Source organism: Salsipaludibacter albus (assembly GCF_019798055.1).
Lineage (GTDB): Bacteria > Actinomycetota > Nitriliruptoria > Nitriliruptorales > Nitriliruptoraceae > Salsipaludibacter > Salsipaludibacter albus.
In genome coordinates this window covers 166,656-179,530 of record NZ_JAHOPH010000003.1, presented here as the reverse complement: position 1 = coordinate 179,530, position 12,875 = coordinate 166,656, and the positions used below count along the sequence as shown (strand labels likewise).

Sequence of the window (12,875 nt, the reverse complement as noted above, 5' to 3'; positions counted from 1 at the left end):
GGTCCTACTCGAGGATGGAGGTGACGCGGCCGGCACCCACGGTGCGGCCACCCTCACGGATGGCGAACCGCAGACCCTCGTCCATCGCGATCGGCGCGATCAACTCCACCGTCATCTCGGTGTTGTCACCCGGCATCACCATCTCGACACCATCCGGCAACTCCACCGCACCCGTCACGTCCGTGGTCCGGAAGTAGAACTGCGGCCGATAGTTGTTGAAGAACGGCGTGTGACGCCCACCCTCGTCCTTGCCCAGGATGTACACCTGCGCCTCGAACTTCGTGTGCGGCGTGATCGACCCCGGCTGGGCCAACACCTGACCCCGCTCCACATCGTCCTTCTTCGTGCCACGCAACAACACACCCACGTTGTCGCCAGCCTCACCACGATCCAGAAGCTTGCGGAACATCTCCACACCCGTGACCGTGGTTTCGGTCGTGTCCTTGATCCCCACGATCTCCACCGAATCCGACACGTTCACCACACCTTGTTCGATGCGGCCCGTCACCACCGTGCCACGACCCGTGATCGAAAACACGTCCTCGATCGGCATCAAGAACGGCTTTTCGGTGTCACGCTCCGGAACCTCGAAATACTCGTCGACCTTCGCCATCAGGTCCAACACACCCTGCTCAGCCGCCTCGTCACCATCCAACGCCTGCAACGCGCTCACCCGCACGATCGGGGTGTCCGCATCGAACTCGTAGGACTCCAACAGCTCGGCGACCTCCATCTCCACCAGCTCCAACAACTCCTCGTCATCGACCATGTCGACCTTGTTGAGCGCCACGACCAGCTTCGGGACACCGACCTGACGCGCCAACAACACGTGCTCACGCGTCTGGGGCATCGGACCATCCGCCGCCGACACCACCAGGATCGCCCCATCCATCTGGGCCGCACCCGTGATCATGTTCTTGACATAGTCCGCGTGACCCGGAGCATCCACGTGCGCATAGTGACGATTGTCCGTCTCGTACTCCACATGCGACACGTTGATCGTGATCCCACGCTCACGCTCCTCCGGCGCCTTGTCGATCTGGTCAAACGCCGACGCAACATTGCCCTCGACATGCTTGGCCAACACGAACGTGATCGCCGCAGTCAACGTCGTCTTCCCATGATCCACGTGACCAATCGTGCCGATGTTCATGTGCGGCTTGGTCCGCTCAAACTTTTCCTTGGCCATCTCGGGCCCTTTCTGGGTGTGCCGGTTCGTCCCGGCGGTGGTGAACGGTGGGTGTCTGTCGGTGTCGTCGCCTGACCGAGCGCAGCGAGGTCAGGCGTCTTCGCCACGGGCCTTCGCGACGACTTCTTCCTGGATGGATCGCGGGGCGGGTTCGTAGGCCCCGAACTGCATCGAGGACTGGGCGCGGCCCTGGCTCATCGAGCGCAGGTCGGTCGTGTAGCCGAACATCTCGGCCAGGGGGACACGGGCGTCGATGACGGTGGCCTGGCCGCGCGGGGTCGACCCGCCGATCAGCCCACGACGACCGGACAGGTCGCCCATGACGTCACCGAGGTAGTCGTCGGGGGTGGTCACCTCGACCTCCATGACCGGCTCGAGGAGGACCACGCCGGCACGGCGCGCGGCCTCCTTGAAGGCCATGGAGCCGGTGATCTTGAAGGCCATCTCGGACGAGTCCACGTCGTGGTAGGCCCCGTCCACCAGCTCGACGAACACGTCGACGAGCGGGTAGCCGGCCAGCACGCCCGACTCCAGCGAGTCGCGGATCCCGGCGTCGACGGCGGGGATGTACTCCCGCGGGATCGAACCACCGTAGATCTTGGACTCGAAGTGGTAGTGGGTGTCCTCGTCGAGCTCGTACTCCTCGCGGTCCTCGTCGGTCAGGGGACGGACGTTGATGACGACCTGTCCGAACTGCCCGGAACCACCAGTCTGCTTCTTGTGGGTGTAGGAGACCTTCTCGACGGCCTTCTTCAGCGACTCGCGGTAGGCCACCTGCGGGCGACCCACGTTGGCCTCGACCTTGAACTCGCGCAGGAGCCGGTCGACGATGATCTCGAGGTGGAGCTCGCCCATCCCGCCGATGATCGTCTGGCCGGTCTCCTCGTCGGTGTGGACCCGGAAGGTCGGGTCCTCCTCGGCGAGCTTCATCAGCCCGACGATCAGCTTCTCCTGGTCGGTCTTGGTCTTGGGCTCGATGGCGATGTCGATCACCGGGTCGGGGAACTCCATCGACTCGAGCAGGATGCGCTCGTCGGGGTCCGACAGGGTGTCACCGGTGGTGGTGGACTTGAGCCCGACCAGGGCGACGATGTCGCCGGTCATGGTCTTGTCACGGTCCTCGCGCGAGTTGGCGTGCATCTGGAGGATGCGGCCGACGCGCAGCTTCTCGTCCTTGGTGACGTTGTGGATGTAGGAGCCGGACTCGAGCGTGCCCGAGTACACCCGCGTGAACACCAGGGTGCCCACGTAGGGGTCGGTCATGACCTTGAAGGCCAGGGCCGAGAACGGCTCGTCGTCGTCGGGCGCGCGGGTCATCGGCTCGCCGGTCCGGGGGTCCTGGCCCTTCATGGGCGGGACCTCCAGCGGGCTCGGCAGGTAGTCGACCACGGCGTCGAGCAGGGGCTGGACACCGGTGTTGGCCAGGGCCGAGCCGGTCATGACCGGCACGAGCTCGTTGGCGATGGTGGCGGCGCGCAGGCCCCGCTTGAGCTCCTCGACGGTCAGCTCGCCGTTCTCGAGGTAGGCCTCGAGCAGTTCCTCGTCGGTCTCGGCGACCATCTCCATCAGCTCGGCCCGGGCGGCGTCGACGTCGCCCATGATCTCGTCGGCGACGTCGGCGACCGCGACCTCCTCGAAGGACGCGCCCAGGTCGTCACCCTTCCAGACGATGCCGACGTTGCGGACCAGGTCCACGACGCCACGCAGGCCGGACTCGCGCCCGATCGGCAGCTGGATCGCGACGGCGCTGGTGGTCAGCCGCTCACGGATGGAGTTGAACGAGAACTCGAAGGACGCGCCCGTGCGGTCGAGCTTGTTGATGAAGCACATGCGCGGCACGCCGTACTTGTCGGCCTGGCGCCAGACGGTCTCGGACTGGGGCTCGACCCCGGCGACACCGTCGAACACGGCGATCGCACCGTCGAGCACGCGCAGCGAGCGCTCGACCTCGACGGTGAAGTCGACGTGGCCGGGCGTGTCGATGATGTTGATGGTGTGATCCGCCCACGCGGCCGTGGTGGCGGCCGACGTGATCGTGATCCCACGCTCCTGCTCCTGCTCCATCCAGTCCATCGTGGCGGCGCCGTCGTGGACCTCACCGATCTTGTAGTTCTTCCCCGTGTAGAAGAGGATGCGCTCGGTGGTGGTCGTCTTGCCGGCGTCGATGTGCGCCATGATGCCGATGTTGCGCAGCGACTTGAGTGGCGGACGCTTGGCCATGGTCGTTCAGTCCTCGGTGGTGGTGGGTGCCGCCCGGTCGGTGGCGGCAGGCAACGTGTCTGGTCGGTGGTCGGATCCGGCCGGTCGGTGACCGGCCGGGTGGATCACCAGCGGTAGTGGGCGAAGGCGCGGTTGGCCTCGGCCATCTTGTGCGTGTCCTCGCGGCGCTTGACGGCCGCGCCGACGCCGTTGGAGGCGTCGAGCAGCTCGCCGGCGAGGCGCTCGCCCATGGTCTTCTCGCGGCGGATGCGGGCGTAGCCCACGATCCAGCGCAGGGCCAGGGTGGTCGAGCGCGACGGGCGCACCTCGATCGGCACCTGGTAGGTGGCTCCACCGACTCGGCGGGACTTCACCTCCAGCTGGGGCTTGACGTTCTCGACGGCGCGCTGCACCACCGAGAGGGGGTCGCCCCCCTGGACACGGCCACCGATGTCGGCGAGCGCGTCGTAGACGATCGACTCGGCGAGCGAGCGCTTGCCGTCGACCATCACGCGGTTGATCAACTGGGTCACGAGCGCCGAGTCGTACTTGGCGTCCGGCGTGACCGGGCGGCTTCCGGGAGATCCCTTGCGAGGCATGTCAGCCCTCCTTCTTCACGCCGTACCGCGACCGGGCCTGCTTGCGGTCCCGGACCGGGGCGGCGTCCAGCGCACCGCGCACGACCTTGTAGCGAACACCCGGCAGGTCACGGACACGACCGCCACGCACGAGCACCATGGAGTGCTCCTGGAGGTTGTGGCCCTCTCCGGGGATGTAGGCCGTGACCTCCATCCCGGAACTCAGGCGCACACGGCAGACCTTGCGAAGGGCAGAGTTCGGCTTCTTCGGCGTGGTCGTGTAGACCCGCGTGCAGACGCCGCGACGCTGGGGCGAACCCTTCAGCGCCAGGGTCTTGACCTTCTTCTTCTTGTCTTGGCGGCCGTTGCGCACCAACTGCTGGATGGTGGGCATTGCTTCCCTGTCGTGTCGTGCCGACCGGCGAGGTCGACGTTCGTTGCCCGGCCGCCGGGTGGCGACCGTCACTGTCGGTCCGGATCGTCGGTGGAGGTGGAGACCTCGACCCACGGACCCGGGCGTTCCGCGGTTTCCGAACAGCCCGGAGGCGCGCGACTTCCACGGGCGCAGCCCGCGTCGCAGGTCGGAAGGCGGAGGTTGCCTGACCCTCGTGCTGTCGAGAGTGCCCGTCGTCGCGACGGACCCGAGCGGACGGTGGGCTCGTAGTGAGCTCCGCAGCTCGGTCAGGACCCGAACAGTCGCACCACGGAGTTGCCCGTGGTGCGGGGTCGCCAGACTACCGAGTTGCAGCGCAACGTGTCAATGTGGGTGCTCCGCACCCGCGCCTGATGTCGGCGGGAACCGTGTCCATGGCTGGTGGCCGGGACGACGTCGGGGGCCGCCACGTGGCGGCCCCCGGCGTGGTGATCGCGAGGATTCAGCCCTCGGACTCTTCCTCGGACATCTCCTCGGTCATCTCGGAGTCCATCTCGGACTCCATCTCCGAGGCGCCCTCGGAGGCCGCGTCGGCAGCGTCCTCGCCGGCGGACTCGGCGTCCGAGGCGGCGTCGTCGACCTCGGACTCGACGCCGTCGTCGACGACGTCGTCACCGCAGGCTGCGGCGCCGAAGGCCAGCGCGCCACTGAGGGCGATCGCGGCGGCGGTACGGGTGGTCTTGGTGGTGGTGCGCATGTGGATCCTCCAGGATCTGTTGGGTCGATCGGCACCCGAGTCGTTCTCGGGCACACGGATGGGGAACGGTCGTACGTGCTCGAGCGCCACCGACGCGAGGTCGATGGCGCTCGGGGGTGGGGGGAATCAGCTCTCGGTGGGCATCATCGACATGTCGGTGGCGGTGTCGCCGGCCGGCTCGGTCATCTCCGTGTCGTCGGTCGCGGCGTCGTCGCCGCCATCGTCGGAGGAGCAGGCGGCCGCGCCCAGGGCGAGGGCCCCGGCCAGCGCCACGGCAGCGGCGCGACGGGTCAGGGTGGGGGTGGAGCGCATGGTCGTTGTCCTTGTTCGGGGGTTGTGGTGGAGTGCCCACCACGTCCGGACTTCGTGTGTCCCGAGCTGGCGTGCCCGGGCAGTACGAGCACCATAGGAGGCTTCGATTCACCCAGAAACAACGCCGCAGTGGCCGTTCGGTGGCTGTCCGTTCGACGGGGGCACAGGTGCATCTGCGGTGAGAACACCTGAATATCGCCGATTCGGGCCCCAGAGCCGCGCCGGCCCCCACGACCCACCCCCTGACCTTCGGGCACCAGGTGCCGTCCCGGGGACGCGCAGAAGGCCCCAACGAGCCATGCACAACGCGCCAGGCCCCTCGCAGGCGTCCACCGGACGACCGAACGAATCAGTCGACCGGGGTGACCGAGACCGACACCGGGCCGACCCCGCAGTCCACCTCGACATCGGCAGTGGGATCGTCGGCCGTGATCTCCACGGCGAGCACCTCCGAGGCGATCTGGTCACCGTGGCGGGCGAATGCCTCCCGCACCTGCTCGTCGTCGCTGGCCCAGCCCACCACGACGCGGTCGGAGACGTCCAGGTCGAGGTCGCGTCGGACCTGCTGGATGCGGCTGACCAGGTCACGTGCGAGCCCCTCGACCTCCAGCTCCCGGTCCAGGGTCGTGTCCAGGGCGACCGCGAGCGGGCCGGAGGCCTCGACGACCGTGCCGGGATTGGGGTCCCGACGCAGGTCCAGGTCGTCGCGTCCGAGTTCGTGGCCCGCCACCTCGACCGTGCCGCCGTCGGCCACGGCCGCCAGGTCCTCGTGGGACAGGGCGGCCACGCCGCCCGCGACCGCACCCATCTCGGCACCCAGTCGTGGCCCCAGCACGCGGAAGTTCGGCTTGGCCGTCAGGCTGACCAGCTCGCCCTCGTCGGCCCGCACCACCACCTCCCGGACGTTGAGCTCGTCGGTGACCAGCCCGGCATGGCTGGCGACGGCCGCCGCCACGTCCGGGTCCCGGGTGATGACGGTCAGGGTCCGCAGCGGCTGGCGGACCCGCAGGTCGTTGCTGGTGCGCAGGTGGCGCCCCATGCTGATGATGGAGCGCACGGTCGCCATCGCCGACTCGAGCTCGGTGTCGATCAGCGACTCGTCGGCCTGGGGGAAGTCGGTCCAGTGGATCGACTTCGGCGCGTCGTCGTCGACCGCCACCTCCAGGACCTGGTGGAGGTGTTCGGTCAGGAAGGGCAGGACCGGGGCCAGCACCCGGGCGAACGTCGTCAGGGACTCGTAGAGCGTGGCGAAGGCGGCCAGCGTGTCGGCCCGCTCGACGTCGCCGCTGCGCCAGAAGCGGCGTCGCGACCGACGCACGTACCAGTTCGTGAGGTCCTCGATGAATCCCAGCACCGGGGTCACGACGCGGTTGAGGTGGTAGCCCTCCATCTCGCGGTTGACGTCTGCCACCAGCGACTGGAGCACCGACAGCACCCACCGGTCGATCTCGGGCCGGTCGGCGGGCGCGGGGGCCTCGGCCAGGTCTGCCATGGACACGCCGTCGGCCTCGGCGTAGGTGGTGAAGAACGACACGACGTTCCACAGGGGCAGCAGCACCGTGCGGACGATCTGGCGGACACCGGCCTCCGAGAATCGCAGTGGCTCCGCGCGCAGCAACGGCGAGTCCATCATGTAGGCGCGCAGGGCGTCGGCGCCGTAGGAGTCGAACAGGTGACCCGGGTCCGGGTAGTTCTTGAGGGACTTGGACATCTTGCGGCCGTCCTCGGCCAGGATCATGCCCGACACCACGCAGTTGCGGAAGGACGGCGAGTCGAACAGGGCCGTGGACAGGACGTGCAGGGTGTAGAACCACCCCCGCGTCTGGTCCAGGCTCTCGGAGATGAACTCGGCCGGGAAGGTGGCCTCGAACTGCTCGACGTTGTCGAACGGGTAGTGCAGCTGGGCGTAGGGCATCGAGCCGGACTCGAACCAGCAGTCCAGCACCTCGGGGACACGGCGCATCGTGGCGTCGCAGTCCGGGCAGGGGTAGGTGATCGGGTCCAGGACGTGCTTGTGGAGGTCGTCGGGACGCTGGCCGGAGCGCTCCTCCAGTTCGTCGATCGAGCCCAGGCACTCCTGGCGCTCGCACGCCTCGCACTCCCAGACCGGGATGCACGAGCCCCAGTAGCGGTTGCGGCTGACCGCCCAGTCACGGGCGCCCTCCAGCCAGTTGCCGAACCGGGCCTCGCCGATCGCCTCGGGGACCCAGTGGATGTCGTGGTTGAGCTCGACCAGCCGGTCGCGCAGCTTCGTCACCTCGACGAACCACGTCGGCACGGCCTTGTAGATCAGTGGCGTGCCGGTCCGGTAGCAGAACGGGTACGAGTGGTTGATCGTCCCCGAGGACACCACCAGGCCCGCGTCACCCAGCAGGCGCAGCAGCGTGCTGTCGGCCTCCTTGATGTTGACCCCGGCCACCTCCGGCACCAGCTCGGTGAAGCGACCGTCGGCGTCGACGTAGTCGATCAGGACGTCCAGCCCGGCCTCGCGAAGGGTCAGGAAGTCGATCTCCCCGTAGGCCGGCGCCATGTGGACCAGCCCGGTGCCCTCGTCGGTCTCGACCTCCTCGGCGGCGAGCACCCGGAAGGCCCCGCGGTCGCGTTCCTCGCCGAAGTGGTCGAACGGCGGCTGGTACTGCACGCCCAGCAGGTCGGCCCCGGACGCCGTCGCGACGACGTCGCCGTCGGGCAGCACGGTCTCGACCAGGTCGGTGGCGAGCCACTGGTGGCGGGTCGTCCCGTCGTCGTCGACCCGGACCCGGGCATAGGTCACGTCACGGCCGGCCCCGATCGCCAGGTTGCCCGGCAGGGTCCACGGTGTGGTGGTCCAGATGAGCAGGTCGTCACCGTCCGGGACCGTGTCGTTGCCGGCCACGACCGGCATCCGCACCACGATCGACGGGTCGTCGGTCATCCGGTAGTCGAGGTTGGCCTCGAAGTTGGACAGGGGCGTGGTCGCGCCCCACGAGTACGGCAGGACCTTGACCGACCGGTAGACCAGGCCCTTGTCCCACAGCTGGTCGAAGACCCACCAGACCGACTCCATGAAGTCGGTGTCCATCGTGCGGTACGGGTGGTCCATGTCGACCCACCGGCCGAGCCGACGCACGACGTAGTCCCAGTCGTCGGCGGTCTGGTCCACCAGTGCACGGCAGGCCTCGTTGAAGGCCGCGACCCCGAACTCCTCGATCTCGGCCGGGCCGCGCACGCCCAGCGCCTCCTCGACCTTCATCTCCACCGGCAGGCCGTGCGTGTCCCAGCCCCAGCGGCGGTGGATCCGGTGCCCACGCATCGTCCAGTACCGCGGCACGACGTCCTTGGTCGTGGACGCCAGCAGGTGGCCGTAGTGGGGCGTGCCGTTGGCGAAGGGCGGACCGTCGTAGAACACGTACTCGTCGTCGGCCGGACGCTGCTGCACGGACTGTTCGAACGCGTCGATGTCGTCCCACAGCTCGAGGATGGCCTGCTCGGTCGCGGGCAGGTCGATCGTGGGCGGCAGCCGGGTGAAGTCGGAGCGGCCGTCGCTGCGGGCTGGGGGCTGGTCGGGTGCGGTCGAGGCAGTCTCGTCCGCACCCGCGGAGGACGCGGTCATGGATGGGATCCGGGCGTTCGACGTGGGCCGCCGATGCTACCCCCGGGACCGTGACGGCCCGATGCGGGCAACCGCCGGTGTCGCCGCCCCACGCCCGCCCGCGACGCCGGATCGTCACGTCGACGTAACACTGGCGACCCGATCGGGACCTAGCGTCGCGCCATGCCCGACCGACCGCACCCGCCCCCGTCACGGTCGCGCGTGCGCTTCCCCGGCGAGACCCTCGGGCCTCACCCGTGATCGGCGCCGTCGACCCGTTCATCGGCACCGCGGCCACCGACCTGCCGGCGCCACGGGGGCTGGCGGCGACGTGGTGGTGGCCCAAGCCGCAGGTCGGCAACACCCATCCGGGTGCCTGCCACCCGCTGGGCATGGTGTCGGCCTGTGCCTACTCCGGCGCCTACCCCACCGGGTACGGGACCCACCAGCTGTCCACCGAGGGCGTCCCGCTGCCCCTGTTCGACCGGCTGCAGGCCTCCGGGTTCACCCACTTCCAACAGTCGGGCACCGGCGCCATCCGCAAGTACTACAACTACTTCCGGGTCACCCCGATGCTGACCCCGCTGGACGACCTCGGGACCCAGTGGGCACTGCACGACGAGGTCGCGAGCCCGGGCTCCTACGCGGCCACCCTCGACAACGGGATCCGCTGCGAGATCACCGTCGGGCCCAAGAGCGCCGTGCACCGCTACACCTTCCCGGCCCACGCCGACGCCCGGGTGGTGATGGACTTCTCGCTGGGTGGCCTGGCGATCGACCACGGGTCGACCGTGCCGGTCCGCGCCGCGCTCGAGAACCGTGCCCCCGGCGTGGCCCGCGGCACCGTCGCGTTCGAGGGTGTCCCGATCGCCGTGCATGCCGAGTTCGACACGCCCGACTGGCGCCAGATGCTGTGGTACGACCGGCGGCTCATGGCCGGGGGCAGCCGCCTGGAGTTCGACTCGATCCGCGAGACCACCCTGCGCCCGTTCGGCCTGATGGTCATGGGCCCGGCGGCCGCTGGCGACACCGTCGAGGTGCGGCTGGGCTTCTCGCTGCGCGGGGTCGAGCAGGCCGAGGCCAACCTCCGGTCCGACTGCGGCCACGGCCAGCGGGTGTTCACGAGCCGACGCGACGCGACGGTCGCCGCCTGGACCGACCACCTCGACCGGGTGACGGTGGAGGGCGGCGACGACGACGCGACGACGACGTTCGCCACGGCCCTGTACCACTCGCTGGTCAAGCCCAGCTTCGCGGCCGACGAGTCCCCGTTCTGGCCCGGTGGTGGACCCTGGGTGTTCGACATCTCGACGATGTGGGACATCTACAAGACCCAGCTGCCGTTGCTGACGACCATCGCCCCCGACCGGGCGGTCGAGCTGGTCAACGCCCTGCTCAAGATCTGCGAGGAGGAGGGCAACCTCCCGATCGGCTACCGGATGGCCCGCGGGGCCGACCGGTTCTTCCGCCAGGCCAGCGCGCTGGCGCACACGCTGGTCGGGGACGTCGCGGCCCTGGGGCTGGAGGGCATCGACTGGGACTGGGCCCTGGTGCACCTGCACGCGGACCTGCGGCGGGCGTGGGGCGAGGAGTTCGTCGACCACGGCGTCACCCACCCGGTGAGCCACACGCTGGACCTCGCCCAGGGCTACGCGTGCACGGCCCGGGTTGCCCGGCTGGTCGGCGACGACCACCTCGCGAAGCGCTTCGACGAGCTCGCGGCCCAGTGGGTCAACGCCTTCGACCCGTCGACGGGCCTGCTGGTCGACTCGACCTTCTACGAGGGCGGACGTTGGAACTACTCGTTCCGACTGGTCCACGACATGGCGGCGCGGATCGACCTGGCGGGCGGACCGGCCCGCTTCGTGGACCTGCTCGACCGCTTCTTCGGCTTCGACGCCCCACCGGTCACCCAGCTGGGGGGCCCGCCGTTCGGCGACGAGGTCGCCCGCGGCTACGCCCTCGACCGGTTCGAGGGACTCAACAACGAGCCGGACATGGAGGCCCCGTGGGCCTACCACTGGGCGGGGCGCCCGGACCGCACCGCCGAGGTCGTGCACGCGGTGGTCACCAACCAGTTCGGCACCGGCCGGGGCGGCCTGCCGGGCAACGACGACTCCGGTGGCCTCAGCTCGTGGCTGGTCTGGGCGTCGCTGGGGTTGTTCCCGGTCGCGGGCCAGCACCTGTTCCTGGTGAATGCCCCGACCTTCCCCCATGCCCGCATCGACGTGGGCGGGCACGACCTGTCGATCGAGACCACGGGCTGGACCCGACCCGAGCCCGGCGGTCCCCCCAACCACGTGCAGTCGGTCACCGTCGACGACACGCCCCTGCACGCCACCCACCTCGACAGCCGCGCGCTGCGCGAGGTCTCCACCATCCGCATCGACCTCGGACCCCGGCCGTCCGGCTGGGGTGGCGACCACCCGCCCCCGTCTGCCGGTGACCCCTCCCTCGGCATCCCCAGGAGCAACCGATGACCACCCGTCGCACGCCCCACCTCGCCGCCAGCGGCCGACCCGCCGAGGGTCCGCCGACCCGCCGGCTGGTGCTCGTCGTCCGGGCCGACCCGGTCATCTGCGGCCACTCCGTGGAGGCACGCAACCTGGCCGAGGCCGCCCTCCAGCGTGGGTTCGACGACGTGCGGATCCTGACCTGGCCCGTGGATCGCCTGGAGGCACTGGGCCTGCCACTGAAGCCGGCCGACTCGATCCTGGCCTACTCCCCCGGCATCACGGTCGAGCGGCCCGACCCGGTCGGCGGTTACAAGGTCCCCGACGGACGCCACACGGCCGGGCTGGTCGGGCGGCTCGTCGAGCTGTTCACCGACGGGGTGCCCACGGTTGCCATGTCGCTGTACCTGCTGCCCCACGCCATGGTGGTGGCCGAGGCGCTCGCGGCCGCACGCGCCACCGGAGCGGCCGGCGACATCACCACCCTGGCCGAGGCGGTCGGGTCCGACATCACCGACATCGCCCGCGCTGCCGTGGGCGAGGGCCGCGTCGGCGTGGCCGCCCACCTGTTCACCACCTACCTCGGCAACGACCACTGCCTGGCGGTGTCGGGCTACACCCGTGACCTGATCGTCGAGGCCGCCACCCACGTCGACGCCGCCCTCGGCACCGACTTCGCCCCACGCTGCCTCGAGCGCATCCGGGTGTCGCACCCGGCGATCGACAGCACGGCCTGCCTCGACCTCGACCCGCGCGAGACCGACCGGGTCCTGGCCCGCCGTGGCCTCGACACGGACGGCTACGTGCTCTACCTGTCCCGGCTCACCCGCGCCAAGGGCGTGGACGACCTGGTCGACGGCTACGCACGCTGCGCGGCGCGCGAGCGACTCCCGTTGGTGGTCGCGGGCACCGGTCCGGCCGCCGACGAGCTGCGGGCCCGGGCGAGCGAGACCGCCGTGGCCGACCGGATCCACTTCCTGGACGACGTCGGGGACGCCGAGAAGCTGCACCTGATGGCCGGCTGCGCCACCTACGTCCTGCCGAGCAAGCCCCGACGCGAGTTCGTCGAGACCTTCGGGATCGCGCTGGCCGAGGAGATGCTGGCCGGCGGTGGTCCGGCGATCACGACCATGACCGGCGGGATCCCCGAGGCCGTGGGCGACACCGCGATCGTGGTGCCGGTCGACCACCCGGCGGCGATCGCCGACGCGATCGACTGGGCGGTGACCATGGAGCCTCGGGAACGGGCCGAGTGGCGCCGGCAGGCCCGCGAGCACGCCCTGCAGTTCGACCGCATGGCGGTCTTCGACCGGCTCCTGGCCATGGTCGACGGCACCGAGGTGACCACGAACGGCACCACCGCCGCCGCCTGACCCACGGCCCTCCCGACGACGAACGGGGCGCCCCCGTGGGGACGCCCCGTTCGTGCTGGCCGATCGGGCG

General features: G+C 69.8%; 9 protein-coding genes. 2 read left to right on the top strand and 7 right to left on the bottom strand.

The window, feature by feature from the left end; translation table 11 throughout:
* Positions 1 to 4 precede the first annotated feature (4 nt).
* From tuf to ileS, 7 genes are all read right to left on the bottom strand, one after another.
* Complete coding sequence (gene tuf / locus KR546_RS03555; RefSeq protein ID WP_238443322.1) at positions 5 to 1,189, bottom strand: elongation factor Tu; 1,185 nt, start codon at positions 1,187 to 1,189, stop codon at positions 5 to 7.
* Positions 1,190 to 1,279: 90 nt separating this feature from the next.
* Positions 1,280 to 3,409: an elongation factor G gene (fusA, locus tag KR546_RS03550; RefSeq protein WP_238443321.1), complete on the bottom strand. Its 2,130-nt coding sequence runs from the start codon at positions 3,407 to 3,409 to the stop codon at positions 1,280 to 1,282.
* 104 nt (positions 3,410 to 3,513) lie between these two features.
* Positions 3,514 to 3,987, bottom strand: coding sequence for a 30S ribosomal protein S7 (gene rpsG / locus KR546_RS03545; protein WP_238443320.1), 474 nt, complete (start codon positions 3,985 to 3,987; stop codon positions 3,514 to 3,516).
* 1 nt (position 3,988) lies between these two features.
* Entirely contained in the window at positions 3,989 to 4,360 is a 372-nt protein-coding gene (rpsL, locus tag KR546_RS03540; protein WP_238443319.1) for a 30S ribosomal protein S12, read from the bottom strand.
* 481 nt (positions 4,361 to 4,841) lie between these two features.
* The gene (locus KR546_RS03535) at positions 4,842 to 5,096 is read right to left on the bottom strand and encodes a hypothetical protein (RefSeq protein ID WP_238443318.1); all 255 of its coding nucleotides are present in this window, start codon (positions 5,094 to 5,096) and stop codon (positions 4,842 to 4,844) included.
* Positions 5,097 to 5,222: 126 nt separating this feature from the next.
* Positions 5,223 to 5,408, bottom strand: coding sequence for a hypothetical protein (locus KR546_RS03530; protein ID WP_238443317.1), 186 nt, complete (start codon positions 5,406 to 5,408; stop codon positions 5,223 to 5,225).
* Positions 5,409 to 5,757: 349 nt separating this feature from the next.
* Positions 5,758 to 9,000: an isoleucine--tRNA ligase gene (gene ileS, locus KR546_RS03525; RefSeq protein ID WP_238443316.1), complete on the bottom strand. Its 3,243-nt coding sequence runs from the start codon at positions 8,998 to 9,000 to the stop codon at positions 5,758 to 5,760.
* A gap of 236 nt (positions 9,001 to 9,236) precedes the next feature.
* Between ileS and KR546_RS19555 the strand changes: the two genes are divergently transcribed.
* Both KR546_RS19555 and KR546_RS03515 read left to right on the top strand, forming a co-directional pair.
* Complete coding sequence (locus tag KR546_RS19555) at positions 9,237 to 11,459, top strand: glycoside hydrolase domain-containing protein (protein WP_238443315.1); 2,223 nt, start codon at positions 9,237 to 9,239, stop codon at positions 11,457 to 11,459.
* Positions 11,456 to 12,805, top strand: a complete 1,350-nt coding sequence (locus KR546_RS03515; RefSeq protein WP_238443314.1) for a glycosyltransferase — start codon at positions 11,456 to 11,458, stop codon at positions 12,803 to 12,805. Before KR546_RS19555 ends, KR546_RS03515 begins: the two co-directional genes overlap by 4 nt.
* Positions 12,806 to 12,875 lie beyond the last annotated feature (70 nt).